Raw genomic sequence first — 20,803 nt, 5'->3', positions numbered from 1 at the left:
CTGCCCGCTTTCGGGCAAGCCCTGGCCGTTTCGTCCAGTATGTGGACGGGCGGCCGGGGCATTTCCGTTTAAATCGGGCAAACCATACCAGGTCATGCTCAAATAACGCTCAGATGAACGCCGCTATCCGGACCCTGCGTGGTACGACTTCTGCACCCCACGAGACCCACCCAGGACGGTGCACCATGGCCGAGCAGCTGTACGAAGACGTGGTCGACCCGAAACCGGACGAGGAGGGCTATCACCGCGGGCTGGGCAGCCGCCAGATTCAGATGATCGCGATCGGCGGTGCCATCGGCACCGGCCTCTTCCTCGGTGCGGGCACCGCGATCTCCAGGTCCGGCCCGAGCCTGATCCTCTCCTACGCCGTCGCCGGCGTGGTGATCTTCGCGATCATGCGGGCCCTCGGTGAACTCCTCACCTACCGCCCGGTCTCCGGCAGCTTCGCCGAGTACGCGCGGGAGTTCCTGGGCCCGTTCGCCGGCTACGTGACCGGCTGGACGTACTGGCTGTTCTGGGTCGTCACCGGCATGGCGGAGACCACCGCCGCCGCCGTGTACGTGCGGTTCTGGGCGCCCGACATCCCGCAGTGGATCAGTGCGTTGACCTTCCTGGTGATCCTCTACGCGGCCAACCTGATCTCGGTGAAGCTGTTCGGCGAGATCGAGTTCTGGTTCTCCATGGTCAAGGTCACCGCCATCATCGGCATGATCCTGATCGGCGTCGGCGTCCTCACCCTGGGCTTCAGCAAGGCCGGTGACACCGCGTCGATCACCCACCTGTGGCAGAACGGCGGCTTCTTCCCCAAGGGCATCGGCGCCACCGTGATGACCCTGCAGATCGTCATGTTCGCCTACCTGGGCGTCGAACTCGTCGGCGTCACCGCGGGCGAGAGCGAGAACCCCGAGAAGACCCTGCCGCGCGCCATCAACACGCTGCCCTGGCGCATCGCGCTGTTCTACATCGGCGCCCTGGTGGTCATCCTCGCGCTCGTGCCGTGGACCGAGTTCCAGCCGGGCGTCAGCCCGTTCGTCGCCGCCTTCGGCAAGATCGGCATCCCGGCGGCGGCCGGCATCATCAACTTCGTGGTGCTCACCGCCGCGCTCTCCTCCTGCAACTCCGGGATGTACTCCACCGGCCGCATGCTGCGCGACCTCGCCCTGCGCGGCCAGGCCCCCGGGCGGCTCACCGGGCTCAACTCCCGCCGCACCCCGGCCTTCGCGATCACCGTCTCCTGCCTGCTGATGGGCGCCGGCGTGGTGCTCAACTACCTCGTCCCGGCCAAGGCGTTCGAGTACATCACCTCCGTCGCCACCGTCTGCGGCCTGTGGACCTGGGCGATGATCCTGATCTGCCAGATCCGCTACCGGAAGGCCTGGCGGTCCGGCCGCCTGCCTCCGCCCACCTTCAAGGCACCGGGCGGCGTCTGGACCAGTTGGGCCGCGCTCGCCTTCCTCGTCCTGGTCGTGGTGCTGATCGCCTTCGACTCCAGCAGCCGGATCTCGCTGTACGTCTTCCCGTGCTGGGCCGTGCTGCTGGTGGTCGGCTACCAGGTGCTCAAGCGCCGCAATCCGCAGGCCGCCCAAGCCGTCGCGCACGACCACCTGCACGTGCGCAACGGCGGCTGAACCGGTCGCGGACGCCCGGTCACCGGCCCTCCGCGCCCAGGTGGCGGACGCCCGGTGACCGGGCCTCGGACGTCCCGGCGGGCACCCGCCGGGGCGTGGCTATCCTGGCCGCATGCTGACCATCACCCGAGAACTCCGCGACCGGATCGTGGCCCACGCCCGCGCCGACCACCCGGACGAGGCCTGCGGCGTGGTCGCCGGACCGGCCGGCAGCGGACGGCCCGAGCGGTTCGTCCCGATGCTCAACGCGGCCCGCTCGCCCACCTTCTACGAGTTCGACTCGGGCGACCTGCTCAAGCTCTACCGCGAGATGGACGACCGCGACGAGGAGCCGGTGATCGTCTACCACTCGCACACCGCCACCGAGGCCTACCCCTCGCGCACCGACGTGAGCTACGCCTCCGAGCCGTTCGCCCACTACGTCCTGGTCTCCACCGCCGAGGGCAACGGCGAGAACGACCCGTACCAGTTCCGCTCGTTCCGCATCGTGGACGGCGAGATCACAGAGGAAGACGTCCAGGTCGTCGAGGCCTACCCGGCCTGACCAGCACCCACCTGGGCGCGGCCCGTCGACCGCCGTCGAGCGGTCGGCGGGCCCGTGTCGTCTCAGCCTGAGAAACGGGAACATCCGGATCCCGAGACGGCCATGGAGGAGCGGGCCGGGGAATCTATACGATGAGCCCATGCGTTCCGTCGATGTGAGCAACCAGGCCCCGGGCACCCGCCTCGTGGCGCGCCTGCACGTCGACCTGTGCCGGCTCGCCAGCGCGATCTGTCCCGGCACGCCCGCGCGCTCGCGCTGAGCCGCCCCACCCGGGCCCGCCGCCCGCCGACGGCGTCGAGCCCCGGGACCATCCGCACTGCCGCGCCCGTTGCGGCCCACCCACCTCACGACTCGCACAGGAGCGCACCCATGGCCATCGAGGTCCGCATCCCGACCATCCTCCGCACCTACACCGACGGCGCCAAGGCCGTCGAGGGCACCGGCAGCAACCTCGGGGAACTCTTCACCGACCTCGACGCCCGCCACCCCGGCATCGCCGCCCGCCTGGTCGAGGGCGGCGAGCTGCGCCGCTTCGTCAACGTCTACCTGAACGACGAGGACGTCCGCTTCCTGGAGGGCATCTCCACCGCCCTCGCCGACGGCGACAGCGTCACCATCCTGCCCGCCGTGGCCGGCGGCGCCCGCTGACCTCCCGCTCCCCCGCCCGCCCGTTGCGAGGCGCGGGCGGGGGAGCGCCCTTCCCCCACCCTCACCGCCGACGCCGGAGGCCTCCCTTGCGTTACGACAGCCCGCTCGAAGCCGTCGGCAACACCCCGCTGGTCCGCCTGCCGCGGCTGTCCGCCGCCGTCCCCGGCAACGTCGACGGCCTGGTGACCCTGTGGGCCAAGCTGGAGGACCGCAACCCCACCGGCTCCATCAAGGACCGCCCCGCGCTGCACATGATCGAGCGCGCCGAGGCCGCCGGCCGGCTCACCCCCGGCTGCACCATCCTGGAGCCCACCAGCGGCAACACCGGCATCTCGCTCGCCATGGCCGCCAAGCTCAAGGGCTACCGGATGGTCTGCGTGATGCCCGAGAACACCAGCGAGGAACGGCGCGAGCTGCTGCGCATGTGGGGCGCCGAGATCATCCCCTCCCCGGCCGCCGGCGGCTCCAACACCGCCGTCCGGATCGCCAAGGAGATCGCCGCAGAGCACCCGGACTGGGTCATGCTCTACCAGTACGGCAACCCCGACAACGCGGGCGCCCACTACGCCACCACCGGCCCCGAGATCCTCGCCGACCTGCCGACCGTCACCCACTTCGTGGCCGGCCTCGGCACCACCGGCACCCTGATGGGCGTCGGCCGCTTCCTGCGCGAGAAGGTCCCCGGCGTGCGGATCGTCGCCGCCGAACCCCGCTACGACGACCTGGTGTACGGGCTGCGCAACCTCGACGAGGGCTTCGTCCCCGAGCTGTACGACGCCGAGGTGCTCACCACCCGGTTCTCGGTCGGCTCCGCGGACGCCGTCCGCCGCACCCGCGAACTCCTCCAGCAGGAGGGGATCTTCGCGGGCGTCTCGACCGGGGCCATCCTGCACGCCGCGATCGGCGTCGGCCGCAAGGCCGCGGCGGCCGGGGAGCGCGCGGACATCGTGTTCGTGGTCGCCGACGGCGGCTGGAAGTACCTGTCCACCGGCATCTACACGGCGGAGTCCACCGAGGCAGCCGTCGAGGCGCTGCAGGGCCAGCTCTGGGCCTAGCCCCACCCTGCCCGGCGCTAGCCGGCCTTGGCCGCGCGCCGGGCGCTGGCCCAGATCTGCCCGTCCACCGCGCCGGCCCGGCGGCGGAACGCCGACAGCGGCACCTCACGCAGCTCGTCGGTCTCCAGCCAGCTGGTCCGGCCCTGGCGGTCGCCGACCGAACCGGGCGGCAGCGGCAGCACGCCAGGGCGGTCGGTGTGGTGCTTGCTGGTGATCTTCGCGACGGTGGCGGTGCGGCCGTGCACCCGCAGCACCAGGCACGGGCGGTCCTTCGCCCCCGGGCCGTCCTCGAACGGCACCTCCGCCCACCAGATCTCCTGCGGCGCCGGTGCCGGACGCCCCTTCGCCGGACGCGGCCGCGGCGCGGACGGTGCCTGCGCCGGGGCCGGCCGGGACCGCCGGACCAGCGCCGACACGACGAAGGCCAGCAGGACGACGCCCGCCGCCGCCAGGGCCACCCAGATGCCAGTCATGCCGCCGACCGTACCGGGCCCGCGACGTCCCCCACCACCGTGACCACCGTGACAGTTGGGCATTTGTCCGCACCCTGCTCCCGGTTCGTCACGGAATGACCACAGAGTCCGTTCTGCGGCGGAGTAACCGCCGATGCCCGGAGAGGCTGCTCGCGAACGCCCCCACACCCCCGGAGGTCACCCGTGAGCCGCAGCACCGACCTGTGGTCCTACGCCGAGATCGCCCGCCACATCAACGTCCAGGCCGAGACCGTCCGCAACTACCGGCGGCACGGGCTGCTGCCCGAGCCGGACGTCGTCGACGGCAGCGGTCACCCCCGCTGGTACCCCGACACGATCAGGGCCTGGGCCCGCAACCGGCCCCGCCACCGCTGACCCGGCGGCACCCGAAACGACGCCCCCGCCCCCGCCCCGGCGTTCTGGTGATTCCAGCCACAGCCCGGCACGGGGACGGGGGCAAAGTGCCGCTCCGCCCTTACTCTCGACACGCGAAGCAGTGCTACTGGCCGGTCGACCGGCCCGGCCTGCCGTTTTCCAGCAGCAGCCAGGACGTGTCGGGGCGGAGGGGCTCGGATGAAACTGACCGTGGTGGGGTGCTCGGGGAGCTTCCCGTCCGCCGACTCCCCCTGCTCCAGCTACCTCGTCGAGGCCGACGGCTACCGCGTCGTGCTCGACCTCGGCAACGGCGCCCTCGGCGCCCTGCAGAAGTACGTCAGCCTCTACGAGGTCGACGCCGTCCTGCTCAGCCACCTGCACGCCGACCACTGCATCGACCTGTGCGCCTACTGGGTCGCCCGCAACTACCGCGCCGAGGGCTGCCCCGACCCGATGCCCGTCTACGGCCCGGACGGCACCGCCGAACGGCTCGCCCGCGCCTACGACATGCCGGAGAACCCGGGGATGAAGGAGGTCTTCGACTTCCACACCCTCACCCCCGGCGCCTTCGACCTCGGTCCGTTCCGGATCGAGGTCGCCCAGGTCAACCACCCCGTCGACGCCTTCGCCTTCCGGCTCGAACACGGCGGTCGCGCGCTGGTCTACTCCGGCGACACCGGTGAGAGCGCCGAACTCGTCGAACTCGCCCGCGACGCCGACCTGTTCCTCTGCGAGGCCGCCTACATCGACGGTCGGGACACCTATCAGGCCGTCCACCTCAACGGCCGGGAGGCCGGTGAGCACGCCGCCGCCGCCCGAGTCCGCCGGCTCGTCCTCACCCACATCCCGCCGTGGACCGACGCCGAACACAACCGCCGCGACGCCGCCGCGGTCTACGCCGGCCCCGTCGAGGTCGCCCGGGCCGGCGCGGTGTACCTGATCTGAGCGGACCGCCGGCCTGGGAGCGGAGAGCCGCTTCCAGGCCGGCGTGCACGCGGCCCGGCTGGGGTGAATCCAGGGCCTGGGCGCCGGCTGGTGTCAGCGCCGGCCGGGGGCCGGGAGGCCGAGGTGGTCGCGCAGGGTCGTCCCGCTGTAGTCGGTGCGGAACACCCCGCGTTCCTGGAGCAGCGGCACCACGCGGTCGACGAAGGTGTCGAGGCCGCCCGGGGTCAGGTGGGGGACGAGGATGAAGCCGTCCGCCGCGTCGTTCTGCACGAAGAAGTCGATCTGCCCGGCGACCGTCGCGGGGGAGCCGATGAAGGACTGTCGGCCGGTCACCTCGATGACCAGCTCGCGGCTGGTGAGCTTCTTCTCGGTCGCCAGCGCCCGCCACGTGGCGGCGATGGCCGGCGGGTCGCCGATCCGGACCCGGCCCTGGGCCAGGGCGCTGCCGGGGTCGGGGTCGACGGCGGGCAGCGGGCCATCCGGGTCGTGGTCGGACAGATCGATGCCCCAGACCTGTTCCAGGAAGGCGATCGCGGTCTGCGGTCCGACCTGGGCCCGGCGGGTCTCGGCGGCGAGTTCGGCGGCCTCGGCGTCGGTGTCGCCGAGGGTGAAGGTGACGCCGGGCATGATCTTCAGCTCGTCCGGCTTGCGGCCGTACGCGGCGAGCCGGCGTTTGACGTCCGCGTGGAAGGCCTGGCCGTCGGCGAGGGTGGAGTGCCGGCTGAAGACGACGTCGGCGGTCGCGGCGGCGAACTCCCGGCCCTCGTCGGAGTCCCCGGCCTGGATGACCACCGGGTGGCCCTGGGGTGGGCGGGGCAGCGAGAGCCGGCCCTCGACGTCGAACTGCGGGCCCTGGTGCCGGACGGTCTCCTCACCGCCGTCCCAGAACTCCCGTGCCAACTGGACGAATTCGGCGGCCCGGGTGTAGCGGTCGGCGCGGTCGAGGTAGCCGCCGCGGCGGAAGTTCTCCCCGGTGAAGGCGTCCGAGGAGGTGACCACGTTCCAGGCCGCGCGTCCGCCGGAGAGGTGGTCCAACGAGGCGAAGCGGCGGGCCAGTTCGTACGGCTCGTTGAAGGTGGCGTTGACGGTGGCGGCCAGCCCGAGGCGGGTGGTGACGGCGGCCAGCGCGTTCAGCACGGTGATCGACTCGGGGCGGCCGACCACGTCCAGGTCGTGGATGCGGCCCTTGTTCTCGCGCAGCCGCAGGCCCTCGGCGAGGAAGAGGAAGTCGAACTTCCCGCGCTCGGCGGTTTCGGCGAGGTGGCGGAAGGAGTCGAACTCGATGTGGCTGCCGGAGGCCGGGTCGCTCCACACCGTGGTGTTGTTGACGCCCGGGAAGTGCGCGGCGAGGTGGATCTGCTTGAGCGGGCGGTCCGTCATCGGGTCACCTCGGCGAGAGCTGCGGGGCCGGTGGAGTCGGTAGCGGTGGCAGGGCCGGCGGCGTAGCGGCTGGCCGGGCGGGCCAGGCCGAGGTGGTCGCGCAGGGTGCGGCCGGCGTACCCGGCGCGGAACAGCCCCTCGGCACACAGGATCGGGACGACCCGCTCGGCGAGCGCGGCCAGGTCGCGTCCCGGGTCGGCGGGGACGAGGTGGAAGCCGTCGACCCCGGCACCGGTGGCGGCGAGCTCGGCGAGCAGACGCTCGACGGCGGCGGCGTCGGGCAGGGCGGCCTCGGTCCGGGCGAGGATGCGCAGGTGCTCCCCGGCGCGCAGCCGCAGTTCGGTGGCGGCGCTCAGCCGGGCGGTGTGGTCGGGGGCGTCGAGCAGCACGACGTCCGCGTACCGGATCGCCGTCGAGACCCGGGCCCGCCCGCCGGGGGAGGCGTCCGGGGCGAGGTCGGCGGCGGTCACCGGCACCGCGACGACCGGGCGGCCCTGCGGCGGGCGCGGGGTGATGGACGGGCCGCGGACGGAGAAGTGCGCGCCCTCGAAGTCGATGTAGTGCAGCTTGTCGCGGTCGATGAACCGCCCGGTGGCGGCGTCGCGGATCTCCGCGTCGTCCTCCCAGCTGTCCCAGAGCCGGGCGGCGACCTCGGCGGCGTCGGCAGCCTCGGCCCAGAGCGCGTCGGCGGGGGCGGTCGGGCGGCGGCCGAAGGCCTTCGCCTCGGCCTCGGTCGCGGAGACGCCGACCAACCAGCCGGCCCGGCCCCGGCTCACCCAGTCCAGGGTGTTGACCGAGATCGAGGTGTGGAACGGCTCGGTGTGGGTGGTGGTGACGGTCGGCACCAGCCCGACCCGCTCGGTCAGCGGGGCGATCCGGGCGAGGGTGGCGAGGGCGTCGGGGCGGCGCGGTTCGGGAGTGAAGGAGTCGTCGAGGGTGACGAAGTCGAGGGCGGCCCGTTCGGCGAGGCGGGCGAGGGCGGCGTAGTGCCCGGCGTCGACGTGGCCGGGGCTGTCCAGGGCGGCGGAGAGGTGCAGTGGGCGGGGCATGGAGAGGCCTGACTTTCCTCGTGCGGACGCGTGCGGGCGACGCCGTCGGACGCGCACAGGGGTGTGCGGGTGTGTGCGGCCGCGCGGTGACGGCCCGGAGGCGGGCGGGGCCCGCGCGGGCGGGAGGGGAGGAGCGGCGCCGGGCGGGACGTCAGCCGGGCGGCGGCGGGGGGAACGGTCGGTTCAGCCGCGACACGCCGCGGACCACACGCGACCGAAGTCGATGTGGCTGCGGGTCACCAGCGGGCACGAGGCGTTCACCGCTTCAGTTGACCAGTGCCCCCGCCGGTTCGTCAACCGCCGTTCCCGCCGCGACCGCTGTCCCCGCCGACCTGGATCGGGACACCTGACGGCCCCACGCCGGATCGGGATACGCGACGACCCCGCCCCGCCGCTGGGGGAGCGGCGGCGGGGCGGGGTCGTGGTGTGCGGACGGGCGGGGCCTCAGGCCTTGGTCACGTCCTCGATCTCGTCGTCGTCCTCGCGACCGGGGGTCTTGAGGTTGAACTTGGTGATCGCGAAGCGGAAGAGGAAGTAGTACAGCGCGGCGAAGACCAGTCCGATCGGGATGATCATCCACGGGTCGGTGGCCTTGCTCCAGGCCAGCGCGTAGTCGATCAGACCGGCCGAGAAGGTGAAGCCGTCGTGCACGCCGAGCGCCCAGGTGACGGCCATCGAGACGGCGGTGAGCACCGCGTGGATGACGTACAGGGCCGGTGCGATGAAGACGAAGGCGAACTCGATCGGCTCGGTGACACCGGTGACGAAGGAGGTCAGGGCCAGCGACATCATCATGCCGAGGACGGCCTTGCGGCGGTGCGGCTTGGCGGCGTGGGCGATCGCCAGCGCGGCGGCGGGCAGCGCGAACATCATGATCGGGAAGAAGCCCGACATGAACTGGCCGGCGGTCGGGTCGCCGGCGAAGAAGCGCGGGATGTCGCCGTGCACGACCGTGCCGTCGGCCTTGGTGAAGTCACCGGTCTGGAACCAGGCGTAGGAGTTCACGAACTGGTGCATGCCGACCGGCAGCAGACCGCGGTTGACCAGGCCGAAGGCGCCCGCGCCGAGCGCGCCGGCACCGATCAGGGTGTCGTTCAGGCTCTTGATGGCGTCGCCGACCGGGCCCCAGGCCAGGGCGAACACCACGCCGACGGCGGTGCCGACGAAGGCCATCAGGATCGGCACCAGACGGCGGCCGTTGAAGAAGCCGAGCCAGTCGACCAGCTTGGTGCGGTGGTACTTCTGCCACAGCACGGCGGCCAGCAGGCCGATCACGATGCCGCCGAGCACGCCCGGGTTCTGGTAGGTCGGGGCGACCCACTTGCCGTCGGCGATGTGGCCCTCGGTGATCGGGAACGCGGTCAGCACGTTCTTGTAGACCAGGAAGCCGACCAGGGCGGCGAGGGCGGTGGAGCCGTCCGCCTTCTTGGCGAAGCCGATCGCGATGCCCACCGCGAACAGCAGCGGGAGGTTGTCGAAGACCCCGCTGCCGGCGGTGTTGAACACCGCGGCGACCTTGTCCCAGCCGAGGCCGTCCTTGCCGAACACGTCGTCCTGGCCGAGGCGCATCAGCAGACCGGCGGCGGGGAGCACGGCGATGGGCAGCTGGAGGCTGCGGCCGATCTTCTGCAGGCCCTGCAGGAGGTTCTGGCCGAACTTCTTGGCGGGGCTTGGCGTGGCCGGAGCCGTGGCGGGCGCCGGTGCCTGCGCTGACTGACTCATGGGGTGGGCTTCCTAACGGCATGGCGGTCGGGGGAGGGGCACAGGGGGCCGAACCGCGAACTGGTCTACACCACGTGTGGTGTAGACCAGTTTTGTAGCACGGGTGGAGAAGGGGGGGAACCCCGGAAAGGGCCACCGCCGGGAAGTGCTATGAAATCGAAACCTAGGTGTGGAACGGCGATCATGATTACCGCCGTGATTGGGATTTTGGCTATTTGCGCAACAAAAGGCCCGGGCCCCGCTCGCGGCTGCGGGACCGGGCTCCGGGGCGGGGTCCGGAGGTGGGCGAACGGGCGGGGTGTGGGGTCCTCGGCCGGGTGGAGTCGGATCGGACGGCGGGGGCGACCGCCGTCGCCCCGGGACGACCTCGCGGCGCTCGGGCCGGACGGCGCGAGCGATCGGAGCGGTGGCGGCCGGCGGGGTCGAACGTCGCGATCGGGGTGGGCGCGGACCGGAAAACGGACCGGAACCTGGAAGAAGGCATTCGGGAACCGGTGCGGGGCGGTCGGGAGCGGCGGTGTCGTAAAACCCCCGGCGATGCCACGCCCCCACCCCGGTGCCACCCCGGCCCCGCCCCTCCGGAGGTGCCCGGACCGGGCGGCGCGGGCGCCGACGACCCCACCCGGCCCGGTGGGTGGCCCGGCCCGGGAATGCGCGCGGTCGATATCGGAATTGTTTTCAGGTCGGGCCGTCGGTCGTTTCCGGAAATGCCGAAGGCCCCCGGACCGACGGGTTCGGAGGCCATTGCGGGTGATGCCGGATGGCGCTCGGTTTCAGACCTTGGTGACGTCCTCGACCTCGCTCTCGTCCTCCCGCCCCGGTGTTTTCAGGTCGAATTTGATGATGATGAACCGGAAGAGCGCGTAGTACACCACGGCGAAGCAGAGCCCGATGGGGATGATCAGCCACGGTTTGGTGGCCAGCCCCCAGTTGATCACGTAGTCGATCAGGCCGGCCGAGAAGCTGAAGCCGTCGTGCACCCCGAGCCCCCAGGTCACCGCCATCGAGACGCCCGTCAGCACCGCGTGCACGCCGTACAGGGCCGGGGCGATGTAGGCGAAGGAGTACTCCAGCGGTTCGGTGACGCCCGTCACGAAGGAGGTCAGGCCGACCGAGAGCATCAGGCCGTAGATCTCCTTGCGGCGGTGCGGCTTCGCCGCGTGCGCGATCGCCAGGCCGGCGGCCGGCAGCGCGAACATCATGATGGGGAAGAATCCGGACTGGAACTGGCCGGCCGTCGGGTCGCCCGCCAGGAAGCGCGGGATGTCGCCGTGCACGATGGTGCCGTCCGGCTTGATGAACTCGCCGAACTGGAACCAGACGAAGGTGTTCAGCAGCTGGTGCATGCCGATCAGCAGCAGTGCGCGGTTGAACAGGCCGAAGATGCCGGCGCCGCCCGCGCCCAGGTCGGCCAGGGTCTGGCTGAAGTCGTTGAGCCCGCGGCCGATCGGCGGCCAGACCCCGAGCGCGATGCAGGCGGTGGCCATGCCGACGAGGGCCGTGATCATGGGTACCAGGCGGCGACCGTTGAAGAAGCCCAGCCAGTCCACCAACCTGGTGCGGTGGAACCGGACCCAGAGCCAGGCGGACATCAGGCCGATCAGGATGCCGCCCAGCACGCCCGGGTTCTGGAACGTCGCGGCCGCCGCCTTCGCGGAGCCGTAGTCCACGCACTGGTCGCCGACCAGCACCGTCGGCGGCTTGCAGTGCTCAGGAAAGGCGTGCAGCACCCTGTAGTACACGAGGAATCCGACCACCGCCGCCAGTGCGGTCGAACCGTCGGCCTTCTTCGCCATGCCGATCGCGACGCCGACGCAGAACAGCATCGGCAGGCCGAACGAGGAGTCCAGCAGGGCGCCGCCGGCCGAGGCGAAGACCTTCGCGACGTCGGTCCAGCCGAGGCCGTCCTTGCCGAAGACGTCGGGCTGGCCGAGCCGGTTGAGGATGCCGGCCGCGGGCAGCACCGCCACCGGCAGCTGGAGCGAGCGTCCCATCTTCTGGAGGCCGCCGTAGAAGGAGTGCCACCACACTTTCTGCGGGGCCGTGGCGCCTGCCGAACTCATCCGTCGCCCTCCGGGAGCAGTTGCCGGCCGGTGGCCCCTCGCGAGACCCTCGGACAGGGCCCTGGAACACCCGGGGTCCTTTCCGCGTTCATCGGAGTACACATATATTGGTGTAGACCACTTTGGGACGCAGGTCGCACGCCGGGCGCGAACCCCGCTGATCGTCATCCTCTGGCGACGGTCGGGACCGCGCGCGCCGGGCTGGGCCAAAAGTGGACTAACGTGGCAGATCGGACCGGAGCGGGTCATGCTTGTCGCGCTGCCCGGCAGCACGACCGCAGCTGAACCCGCGTCAGCACCGGCACTCGACCTCGCCGGCCACCGGCCGGCGGACACCCCAGCACAGCGCAGGACGGCACCCGGCAGAGCGGCCGGCGGGCCGAGACAGAGGGAGAAATCAGATGGCCAGCAAGGCTGAGAAGATCGTCGCCGGTCTGGGCGGGATCGACAACATCGAAGAGGTCGAGGGCTGCATCACCCGCCTGCGCACCGAGGTCAAGGACGCCGCCCTGGTCGACGAGGCCGCCCTCAAGGCCGCCGGCGCCCACGGCGTCGTCAAGATGGGCACCGCGATCCAGGTCGTCATCGGCACCGACGCCGACCCGATCGCCGCCGACATCGAGGACATGATGTGAGCTGAGCCACCAGGCTCACCCCACCCCACGGCCCGCCGCCCCACCGGGGAACGGCGGGCCGAGGCGTACCGCGACCGCCCGAGCCGCAGCCGGGACACCCACCCCGAGCGACTACGCTCAGTGCCTATGTCACGCATCGACGGCCGCACCCCCGACCAGCTCCGCCCCATCACCATCGAACGGGGCTGGAGCAAGCACGCCGAAGGATCCGTCCTCATCTCCTACGGCGACACCAAGGTGCTGTGCACCGCCAGCGTCACCGAGGGCGTCCCCCGCTGGCGCAAGGGCAGCGGCGAAGGCTGGGTCACCGCCGAGTACTCCATGCTCCCGCGCGCCACCAACACCCGCGGCGACCGCGAGGCCGTCAAGGGCCGCATCGGCGGCCGCACCCACGAGATCAGCCGGCTCATCGGCCGCTCGCTGCGCGCCGTCGTCGACCACCGCGCCCTCGCCGAGAACACCATCGTCCTCGACTGCGACGTCCTCCAGGCCGACGGCGGCACCCGCACCGCAGCCATCACCGGCGCCTACGTCGCCCTCGCCGACGCCGTCGCCTGGGCCCGCGACAAGAAGCTCCTGCGCGCCAAGGGCCAGCCCATCACCGGCGGCGTCAGCGCGGTCAGCGTCGGCATCATCGACGGCGTCCCGATGCTCGACCTCCAGTACGAGGAGGACGTCCGCGCCGAGACCGACATGAACATCGTCTGTACCTCCGACGGCCGCTTCGTCGAGGTCCAGGGCACCGCCGAAGGCGCCCCCTTCGACCGTGCCCTGCTCGACCGGCTGCTCGACCTCGGCACCCTCGGCTGCGCCGAGCTCGACGAGATCCAGCGCAAGGCCCTGGAGGGCTGAACCCGTTCGGCCCACGGCGCCGTGGAACCGGGTGTACGCGCTGCTGTACAGGCCGGGCCCCGAACCCGTACGGTTCCCGCAGCACCCCTGCTGCGGGAACCGCGCACCCCCCGGCGCGCGTCCCGTCCCACGGAACCCGCGCGCCCCACAGGAGGTCCGGATGCCGTCGAGCATCGCCCGTCCCGCCGCTCTCGCCGTGGCCGGCCTGATCGCGATCCTCCCACTCAGCATGGTCAGTTGCTCCGCGGCGCAGAAGGCGATCGACTGCGGGAACACGGCGGTCAGGATCACCGGCGACCTCGCCGACGTCACCAGCGCCTACGGCAACGCGAGCAACGACTCGGCGGCCGCCGGGAAGGCGCTGCAGAAGCTGAAGAACGACCTCGACCAGGTCGGCAGGAACTCCAAGAACACCGACGTCGCCAAGGCCGTCGCCGACCTGCAGAAGCAGGCCGACAAGGTCCAGCAGGCCGTCGACAAGAAGGAGGTCCCCGACCTCAAGCCGCTCGGCGACGCGGCCGGCAACCTCACCTCGGTCTGCACCGGCTGACGCCCGGACGGCTCCGGATAGGGTGGGCGATATGTCCACCCGATTGATCCTCGCCACCCGTAACCAGCACAAGGTCGCCGAACTCCGCGCCATCCTCGGCGAGGCCGGCCTGGACGTCGAACTCGTCGGCGCCGACGCCTACCCCGAGATCCCGGACGTCCCCGAGACCGGCGTCACCTTCGCCGAGAACGCCCTCCTCAAGGCCCACGCCCTCGCCCGCGCCACCGGCCTGCCCGCCGTCGCCGACGACTCCGGCCTCTGCGTCGACGTCCTCAACGGCGCCCCCGGCATCTTCTCCGCCCGCTGGGCCGGGAAGCACGGCGACGACCGCGCCAACCTCGACCTGCTGCTCGCCCAGCTCTCCGACATCGCCGACCCGCACCGCGGCGCCCACTTCTTCTGCGCCGCCGCCCTCGCCCTCCCCGACGGCACCGAGCGCGTCGTCGAGGGCCGCCTCCTCGGCACCCTGCGTACCGCCCCCTCCGGCGACGGCGGCTTCGGCTACGACCCGATCCTCCAGCCCCTCGGCGAGACCCGCACCTGCGCCGAACTCACCCCCGCCGAGAAGAACGCCATCAGCCACCGCGGCCACGCCTTCCGCGCCCTGGCCCCGGTGGTGAAGGACCTCCTGGGCTGAGGGAAAACCGAAGGGCCCGACCGGAATTCCTCTATCCGGTCGGGCCCTTCGATTTGAAGGCATACTCGGTGCGGCCGAAGGGATTCGAACCCTCAAGCCCTCACGGGCCAACGGACCTAAACCGTCTGCGTCGCCACTGCGCCACGGCCGCTTGTCCTGCTGGCCATCATGTTACTGGTCCCGTGGAACGGCTGGCACCTTCGTTTCCGTAGTCACAGAGCGCGGAGGTTGCTCTTCTTCCGCCGACAGTACGTCGGAGTGACGGCGTGGCAGTTCGGGCAGAGCAGCCGGAGGTTGCCCGGCCGGCTGTCCGACCAGTCGCCGTTGACGTGGTCGACCTCCAGAGTGAGTGGACGCCCCTGCCATTCCGGCCCGGTGCCGCAGCCTTCGCACAGCTCGGGTCGGCCGAGCTCGGAGAGGGCCTGGCGGATGCGCAGGCCCGGAATCCGCTTGGCCTCCCGAGGGCGCTGGACGAGGACCTCCTCCGGGGTGATTCGCCGGGGCGACCGCGTGCCGCGATGGTGGGCCTGGCCGGTGAAGTGCGAGGTGTCGATCCCGTACTCGGCGAGCTTGCGGCGAAGGTACTTGCGCCGATCGCGGTTCGGCTCGCGGCCGAGTGCGGTCAGCATCTCGTCGAGCGAGGTGGCGGTGGCCGCGATCGTCGTGAGTAGTTCGCGGGTGTAGTTGACCAACACGGGTGTTCCCCCCTCGGGGCAGTCGTTCGCCCCTCTCCCGGGTGGGGCGGCGATCGGCGGGGGATTCGGTTGCGGGTGACGGGGTTTCGGCCAGGGGGTGACTTGTTGTCGTCGGTGGGGTGACCGGCGGGGTTTTGGGTTTGATGACCAATTGGTACAGACCTATTGACCTATGTGGTTCAGACCACATAGCTTCGGCGCCAATTGCAATCCCCCACGTGCGTGCTCCCCCACAGGCACGCGCCGACACTCTCTCCCGGAGGACCGAGTGTTGATCCGAAGCACGGCGCAGCGGCGTCCCACCGCCGCCCACCGCCGCAAGAGCCCGGCCGCCCGGGCGGGCGTGGCCTCGCTGGCGGCGGCCGGCCTGGCCGGCCTGCTGCTGGCGACGCTGGGCGCGGCGCCCTCGCAGGCGTCCGCGACCGTCGACAACGGGGCCTGTCGCCCCGACGGCCTGTACCAGACGCCCGGAGCGGACGTCCCGTACTGCTCCGTCTACGACACCGGTGGCCGCGAGAAGATGGGCGCGGACCACCAGCGCCGCATCATCGGCTACTTCACCGGCTGGCGCACCGGCAAGAACGGCGACCAGCCCTACCTGGTGAACGACATCCCCTGGGACAAGGTCACCCATCTGAACTACGCGTTCGGCCACGTCGGCGGCGACAACAAGCTCTCGGTCGGCACCGACGGCCCGACCAACGAGGCCACCGGGATCTCCTTCCCGGGCGTGCCCGGCGCCGAGTTGGACCCGACGCTGCCCTACAAGGGCCACTTCAACCTGCTGACGAAGTTCAAGAAGCAGTACCCGAACGTCAAGACCCTGATCTCGGTGGGCGGTTGGACCGAGACCGGCGGCTACTTCGGGGACGACGGCAGGCGCGTCAACACCGGCGGCTTCTACTCGATGACCGTCAACCCGGACGGCAGCGTCAACCAGGCCGGCATCGACACCTTCGCGGCCTCGTCCGTCGACTTCATCCGCAAGTACGGTTTCAACGGCGTCGACATCGACTACGAGTACCCGACCTCGATGAAGGACGCCGGCAACCCGCTGGACTGGCAGCTCGCCAACTCCAAGCGCGGTTCGCTGGCGAAGGGTTACGCGGCGCTGATGAAGACGCTGCGCGAGAACCTGGACCGGGCCGGCGCCGCCGACGGCAGGCACTACCTGCTGTCGGTCGCGGCCCCGTCGTCCGGCTACCTGCTGCGCGGCATGGAGACCTTCCAGGTGGCTCAGTACCTGGACTACGTCAACATCATGTCGTACGACCTGCACGGCGCCTGGAACAAGTACGTCGGCCCGAACGCCTCGCTGTTCGACGACGGCAAGGACGGCGAGCTGGCGGCGGCCAACGTGTACGGCACCGGCCAGTACGGCGGCATCGGCTACCTGAACGCCGACTGGTCGTACCACTACTTCCGCGGCGCGATGCCGGGCGGCCGGATCAACGTCGGCCTGCCGTACTACACCCGCGGCTTCAAGAACGTCACCGGCGGCACCAACGGCCTCTGGGGCACGGCCGCGGCGACCACCTGCCCGGTCGGCTCCGGCCTGACCTCCTGCGGTGACGGCGCGGTCGGCATCGACAACATCTGGAACGACAAGGACGACGCGGGCAAGGAGTCCCCGGCCGGGTCGAACCCGATGTGGCACGCGAAGAACCTGGAGAAGGGCATCCTGCCCGACTACCTGGCCAAGTACGGCGTGAGCGACACCGCGCTGCAGGGCACCTACGCCCGCAACTACAGCAGCGCCCTGGTGGCGCCGTGGCTGTGGAACGACGCCAAGAAGGTGTTCCTCTCCACCGAGGACGAGCAGTCGGTGGGCGCCAAGGCGGACTACATCGTCAACCAGGGCGCCGGCGGCGCGATGATCTGGGAGCTCGCGGGCGACTACACGTGGGACGCGGCCGCCAACGGCGGCAAGGGCGAGTACGTGCCGGGCTCGACGCTGACCTCGCTGATGTACGACAAGTTCAAGGCGGCCACGCCGTACGGCGCGACCCGTTCGACGATCACGTTGCCGCAGCAGACCCTGCCGATCGACGTGTCGTTCACCAACTTCGCGCTGGGGGACTCGAACTACCCGATCAACCCGAAGATCCACATCGTCAACAACTCGACGACGACCCTGCCGGGCGGCACCGAGTTCCAGTTCGACTACGGCAACTCGGCTCCGGGCAACGCCAAGGACCAGTCCGGCTTCGGCCTCCAGGTCATCCGGCAGGACAACCCCGGTCCGGGCAACGTGGGCGGCCTGAAGGGCACCTACAACCGGGTGTCGGTCAAGCTGCCGGGCTGGCAGTCGCTGGCGCCGGGCGCCTCGGTGGACCTGGACTTCGTCTACTACCTGCCGGTCTCGACCCCGTCGAACTGGACGGTCAACGTGAACGGGACGCTGTACGGACTCAAGGGCGACCTGACCCGGGGCACGGTGGACGGCGGCACCCCGACCCCGACGCCGACCCCCACGCCTACCGCCACGGCGACGGCTTCCCCGACGGCCTCACCGACCGCGACGGCCACGGCCACCGCGACCCCGACCGCCACCCCGACCTCGGGCGCCTGCACGGGCGCCCCGAGCTGGGACGCGGGCACCACCTACGCGACCACCACCAAGGTGTGGTGGAAGGGCCACTACTACCAGAACAAGTGGTGGACCAAGGGCGACGACCCCGCGGCCGGCGGCGCGTGGGGTGTCTGGAGCGACCTCGGGGCGTGCTGACGCCGCCCTGAGGTGAGAGACGGCGGTGGCGGTGCACCCGGTCGGGGGTGTGCCGCCACCGCTGCGTGGTCGGGGTCTCAGGCGGTCTCGACCTTGAGGTCGCGCAGCAGCTTGGCGACGTGCCCGGTGGCCTTGACGTTGTAGAGGGCGCGCTCGACCTTGCCCTGCTCGTCCACGATCACGGTGGAGCGGATCACGCCGACGTAGGTGCGGCCGTAGTTCTGCTTCTCCCCGAAGGCGCCGTAGGCCTCCAGCACCTTGTGGTCGGGGTCGGACACCAGGGTCACCTTGAGGTCCTCGGCCTCGCGGAACTTGCCGAGCTTCTCCGGCTTGTCCGGCGAGACGCCGATGACGTCGTAGCCGGCGCCCGCGAACACCTCCAGGTTGTCGGTGAAGTCGCAGGCCTGCTTGGTGCAGCCGGGCGTGAGCGCGGCCGGGTAGAAGTAGACGATGACCTTGCGGCCCAGGTGGTCGGCGAGGGACACCTGCTTGCCGTCGGCGTCGGGCAGGCTGAAGGCGGGCGCGGTGTCGCCGGGCTGGAGACGCTCACTCACGGGTTGACTCTCCTGGTGCGTGCGGGGCGGGCGGTCGTACCACGGCAAACTTACCCCCGATGGTGGGTGGGGCCGCGCGGCCGTGCTCGGCAGCTGACAGACTGGGTCAGTCGCACAGGACAACATCAGTAAGTGAATGGGGTGGCCCGAGTGGGCGAGGCGAGCACGAAGGACAAGTCGGCGCGGACGACCGCCCAGATCGAGGCGGACATCGCCCGGACCCGCACCCAGCTGGCGGACACCCTGGACGAGCTGGCCGTGCGCGTCCACCCGAGCACGATCAGCGCCCAGGTGAAGGCGAAGGCGGTGGCGGCCGTCGAGGAGAAGGCCGGCCGGGCGTACGTGGCCGCCAACGGCGTGGTGGAGAAGGTGCGGGCGCAGTTCGTGGACGAGAAGGGGCAGCCGCGCAGGGAGCGGATCGTCCCGGCCGCGCTGGTCGGCGTGGGCGTGGTGCTGCTGGTGGCCTCAGTCCGTAGGCGTCGCAAGGGCTGAGCGGGCGCGATGCGAGGGGCCGGGCGCGGGAGGCGCCCGGCCTTCGGTGTGCCCGGCGGCCCTCCGCACACCGGCCCAGCGTCACGCTCCGCGCCCGGGGGCGGTACCTTCGGGATCGTGAGTACGAACGACGAACCGACCCCGCAGCCCGCCTCCGCCGCCCCCGAGTACGAGGCGTCGCGGCACGACCGGCTGGGCGAGAAGCTGCCGATCAGGATGCTGCACGACCGCGTGCTGGTGCGGATCGAGGGCGGCGAGGGCGAGCGCCGCTCGACCGGCGGCATCCTCATCCCCGCGACCGCGGAGCTGTCCAAGCGCTGTACCTGGGCCGAGGCCGTCGCGGTGGGCCAGAGCGTCCGCTCGGTGGAGCCGGGTGACCGGGTGCTCTACGACCCGGAGGACAAGCTGGAGGTCGAGGTCCGCGGCGCGACCTACGTGCTGCTGCGCGAGCGCGACCTGCACGCGGTGGCGGCGACCCGCTTCGGCGACACGGAGGGCTCGACCGGCCTCTACCTCTGAAACCTCCGAATACCTCGGACCTCCGAACCTCTGAACTGTCGGTGGCGGGCGCTAGGGTCCGGGCATGACGAGGCGGGTGCCGGTGATCGGCGAGGGTGAGCGGCGGGCCCGGGTGGGGCGGCGGCAGTTGCTGGCGCCCTCGGCGCGGGTGGCGCGGGTGGAACAGGTGGCGGACGCGGTGGTGGGGCTGCACGCCTCGGACGCCGCGACGGTGTACCTGTCGGCGTGCGCGCGGCTGGCCGAGCCGTCGGCGGCGGAGGTGGAGCGGGCGCTCTACGAGGACGTCACGCTGGTGAAGCTGCTGTCGATGCGGCGGACGATCTTCGCGGTGACGGAGGGCTTCGCGCCGTACGTGAGCTCGTCGACGGCGCGCGCGATCGCCGCGAAGGAGCGGGCGACGCTGCTCAAGCACCTGCGGGACCACGCGGAGGGCTGGGACGAGCCGCGGTTGGCCGGTGCGGAGCGCGCCGTGCTGGCCGCCCTGGCCCGGCGCGGCGAGGCGACGACGAAGGAACTCGGCGACGACGTACCGGAGTTGCGCGAGACGATGCTGATGTCGGCGGGCAAGTCGTACGAGAACCGGCAGAGCGTGGGCAGCCGGCTGCTGCGGCTGCTGGCCGCGGACGGGCACGTGCGGCGGGGCCGTCCGCGCGGGTCGTGGCTGAGCAGCGTCTACCCGTGGGCGCCGGTGCCGCAGTGGCCGGAGGTGCCGGTGCGGGAGGCGAAGGCGGAGGTGGTGCGGCGCTGGCTGGCCGCGTACGGCCCGGCGACCGTCGAGGACGTGAAGTGGTGGACGGGCTGGACGCTCGGGGACACCCGCAGGGCGGTGGCGGACGTCGGCGCCGAGGACGTGGAGCTGGCGGGCGGGGTGGTGGCGCTGGTGCTGCCGGGGGACGCCGGGCCGGTGGCGGAGCCGGAGCCGTGGGCGGCGCTGCTGCCGGCGCTGGATCCGGTGGTGATGGGCTGGCGGGGGCGGGACTGGTACCTGCGGCCGGAGGACGTGCCGGCGCTGTTCGACCGGGCGGGCAATGCCGGGCCGACGGTGTGGTGGTGCGGCCGGGTGGTGGGCGGCTGGGCGCAGCGCCCGGACGGCGAGGTGGTGTGGCGGCTGTTCGGTGATGTCGGGGCGGAGGCCGAGGCGGCGATCGCGGGGGAGGCGGCGCGGTTGGCGGGCTGGTTGGGGGAGGTGCGGGTGACGCCGCGGTTCCGGACGCCGCTGGAGCGGGAGTTGGTGGCGCGCTAGGGCCGCCGGACAGGCC

Annotated in this window: 22 protein-coding genes and 1 tRNA gene; 15 read left to right on the top strand and 8 right to left on the bottom strand. The window is 71.6% G+C overall.

All coding sequences use genetic code 11. The features are described 5' to 3' along the window. The first annotated feature begins 185 nt into the window (after positions 1-185). The 5 genes from ACIO5E_RS31465 (at position 186) to ACIO5E_RS31445 (ending at position 3,875) form a co-directional block, all read left to right on the top strand. Positions 186-1,628 carry an amino acid permease gene (locus ACIO5E_RS31465; RefSeq protein ID WP_400674400.1) on the top strand — a complete coding sequence of 481 codons (1,443 nt, stop codon included), beginning with the start codon at positions 186-188 and terminating at the stop codon, positions 1,626-1,628. Positions 1,629-1,740: 112 nt separating this feature from the next. After that, a complete protein-coding gene (locus ACIO5E_RS31460) occupies positions 1,741-2,172 on the top strand; it encodes a Mov34/MPN/PAD-1 family protein (protein WP_400674398.1) in 432 nt (143 codons plus the stop codon). A gap of 139 nt (positions 2,173-2,311) precedes the next feature. Then, complete coding sequence (locus tag ACIO5E_RS31455) at positions 2,312-2,431, top strand: putative leader peptide (protein ID WP_347878546.1); 120 nt, start codon at positions 2,312-2,314, stop codon at positions 2,429-2,431. Positions 2,432-2,541: 110 nt separating this feature from the next. Then, positions 2,542-2,820, top strand: coding sequence for a MoaD/ThiS family protein (locus ACIO5E_RS31450; protein ID WP_196952340.1), 279 nt, complete (start codon positions 2,542-2,544; stop codon positions 2,818-2,820). Positions 2,821-2,906: 86 nt separating this feature from the next. Continuing rightward, positions 2,907-3,875 (top strand): PLP-dependent cysteine synthase family protein, encoded by a 969-nt coding sequence (locus ACIO5E_RS31445; RefSeq protein WP_400674394.1) that lies wholly within the window; start codon positions 2,907-2,909, stop codon positions 3,873-3,875. A 17-nt stretch (positions 3,876-3,892) separates the two neighbouring features. Here the strand turns inward: ACIO5E_RS31445 and ACIO5E_RS31440 are convergent, their stop codons facing one another. Further along, entirely contained in the window at positions 3,893-4,348 is a 456-nt protein-coding gene (locus ACIO5E_RS31440; RefSeq protein WP_400674392.1) for a type II toxin-antitoxin system PemK/MazF family toxin, read from the bottom strand. Between the two features lie 183 nt (positions 4,349-4,531). Here ACIO5E_RS31440 and ACIO5E_RS31435 point away from each other — a divergent pair, with 183 nt between their 5' ends. Together ACIO5E_RS31435 and ACIO5E_RS31430 are read left to right on the top strand one after the other, a co-directional pair. Next, on the top strand, positions 4,532-4,723 hold the full coding sequence (locus ACIO5E_RS31435) for a MerR family transcriptional regulator (RefSeq protein WP_400674391.1): 192 nt from the start codon (positions 4,532-4,534) through the stop codon (positions 4,721-4,723). 198 nt (positions 4,724-4,921) lie between these two features. Then, positions 4,922-5,668 (top strand): MBL fold metallo-hydrolase, encoded by a 747-nt coding sequence (locus tag ACIO5E_RS31430; RefSeq protein ID WP_400674388.1) that lies wholly within the window; start codon positions 4,922-4,924, stop codon positions 5,666-5,668. Between the two features lie 93 nt (positions 5,669-5,761). On the opposite strand, the gene ACIO5E_RS31425 is transcribed toward ACIO5E_RS31430, so the two are convergent. The 4 genes from ACIO5E_RS31425 to ACIO5E_RS31410 form a co-directional block, all read right to left on the bottom strand. Beyond that, positions 5,762-7,048 (bottom strand): LLM class flavin-dependent oxidoreductase, encoded by a 1,287-nt coding sequence (locus ACIO5E_RS31425; RefSeq protein ID WP_400674385.1) that lies wholly within the window; start codon positions 7,046-7,048, stop codon positions 5,762-5,764. Further along, positions 7,045-8,097, bottom strand: a complete 1,053-nt coding sequence (locus tag ACIO5E_RS31420; protein ID WP_400674382.1) for an LLM class flavin-dependent oxidoreductase — start codon at positions 8,095-8,097, stop codon at positions 7,045-7,047. The genes ACIO5E_RS31425 and ACIO5E_RS31420 overlap by 4 nt, the downstream gene beginning before the upstream one ends. Before the next feature lie 444 nt (positions 8,098-8,541). Next, on the bottom strand, positions 8,542-9,819 hold the full coding sequence (locus ACIO5E_RS31415) for a PTS transporter subunit EIIC (RefSeq protein WP_280680016.1): 1,278 nt from the start codon (positions 9,817-9,819) through the stop codon (positions 8,542-8,544). Positions 9,820-10,592: 773 nt separating this feature from the next. Continuing rightward, the gene (locus ACIO5E_RS31410) at positions 10,593-11,882 is read right to left on the bottom strand and encodes a PTS transporter subunit EIIC (protein ID WP_400674379.1); all 1,290 of its coding nucleotides are present in this window, start codon (positions 11,880-11,882) and stop codon (positions 10,593-10,595) included. A 401-nt stretch (positions 11,883-12,283) separates the two neighbouring features. Between ACIO5E_RS31410 and ACIO5E_RS31405 the strand changes: the two genes are divergently transcribed. The 4 genes from ACIO5E_RS31405 to rdgB all read left to right on the top strand — a co-directional run bounded on the left by ACIO5E_RS31405 (position 12,284) and on the right by rdgB (position 14,556). Beyond that, on the top strand, positions 12,284-12,517 hold the full coding sequence (locus tag ACIO5E_RS31405) for a glucose PTS transporter subunit EIIB (RefSeq protein ID WP_030284095.1): 234 nt from the start codon (positions 12,284-12,286) through the stop codon (positions 12,515-12,517). A gap of 126 nt (positions 12,518-12,643) precedes the next feature. Then, a complete protein-coding gene (rph, locus tag ACIO5E_RS31400) occupies positions 12,644-13,369 on the top strand; it encodes a ribonuclease PH (protein WP_400674376.1) in 726 nt (241 codons plus the stop codon). A 160-nt stretch (positions 13,370-13,529) separates the two neighbouring features. Beyond that, positions 13,530-13,919 (top strand): hypothetical protein, encoded by a 390-nt coding sequence (locus tag ACIO5E_RS31395; protein WP_400674374.1) that lies wholly within the window; start codon positions 13,530-13,532, stop codon positions 13,917-13,919. A gap of 31 nt (positions 13,920-13,950) precedes the next feature. After that, positions 13,951-14,556, top strand: coding sequence for an RdgB/HAM1 family non-canonical purine NTP pyrophosphatase (gene rdgB, locus ACIO5E_RS31390; protein WP_400674371.1), 606 nt, complete (start codon positions 13,951-13,953; stop codon positions 14,554-14,556). Between the two features lie 69 nt (positions 14,557-14,625). Here the strand turns inward: rdgB and ACIO5E_RS31385 are convergent. Continuing rightward, positions 14,626-14,707 (bottom strand) — tRNA-Leu (locus tag ACIO5E_RS31385). 61 nt (positions 14,708-14,768) lie between these two features. Further along, positions 14,769-15,251, bottom strand: coding sequence for an HNH endonuclease signature motif containing protein (locus ACIO5E_RS31380; protein ID WP_400674369.1), 483 nt, complete (start codon positions 15,249-15,251; stop codon positions 14,769-14,771). A 268-nt stretch (positions 15,252-15,519) separates the two neighbouring features. On the opposite strand from ACIO5E_RS31380, the gene ACIO5E_RS31375 reads away from it, so the two are divergent. After that, on the top strand, positions 15,520-17,979 hold the full coding sequence (locus tag ACIO5E_RS31375; RefSeq protein WP_400674367.1) for a chitinase C-terminal domain-containing protein: 2,460 nt from the start codon (positions 15,520-15,522) through the stop codon (positions 17,977-17,979). 77 nt (positions 17,980-18,056) lie between these two features. Here the strand turns inward: ACIO5E_RS31375 and bcp are convergent, their stop codons facing one another. After that, positions 18,057-18,533 carry a thioredoxin-dependent thiol peroxidase gene (bcp, locus tag ACIO5E_RS31370; RefSeq protein ID WP_280680004.1) on the bottom strand — a complete coding sequence of 159 codons (477 nt, stop codon included), beginning with the start codon at positions 18,531-18,533 and terminating at the stop codon, positions 18,057-18,059. 150 nt (positions 18,534-18,683) lie between these two features. On the opposite strand from bcp, the gene ACIO5E_RS31365 reads away from it, so the two are divergent. The 3 genes from ACIO5E_RS31365 to ACIO5E_RS31355 all read left to right on the top strand — a co-directional run bounded on the left by ACIO5E_RS31365 (position 18,684) and on the right by ACIO5E_RS31355 (position 20,787). Continuing rightward, positions 18,684-19,025, top strand: a complete 342-nt coding sequence (locus ACIO5E_RS31365) for a DUF3618 domain-containing protein (RefSeq protein WP_280680002.1) — start codon at positions 18,684-18,686, stop codon at positions 19,023-19,025. Between the two features lie 216 nt (positions 19,026-19,241). Continuing rightward, complete coding sequence (locus ACIO5E_RS31360) at positions 19,242-19,544, top strand: co-chaperone GroES (RefSeq protein WP_049655715.1); 303 nt, start codon at positions 19,242-19,244, stop codon at positions 19,542-19,544. A gap of 64 nt (positions 19,545-19,608) precedes the next feature. Next, the gene (locus ACIO5E_RS31355; RefSeq protein ID WP_400674364.1) at positions 19,609-20,787 is read left to right on the top strand and encodes a winged helix DNA-binding domain-containing protein; all 1,179 of its coding nucleotides are present in this window, start codon (positions 19,609-19,611) and stop codon (positions 20,785-20,787) included. Positions 20,788-20,803 lie beyond the last annotated feature (16 nt).

The sequence above is a fragment of the Kitasatospora sp. NPDC087314 genome (genome assembly GCF_044744365.1).
Taxonomy (GTDB): Bacteria; Actinomycetota; Actinomycetes; order Streptomycetales; family Streptomycetaceae; genus Kitasatospora.
Note: the sequence above shows the minus strand (reverse complement) of the source record. Positions and strands in the feature narration are given on the sequence as shown.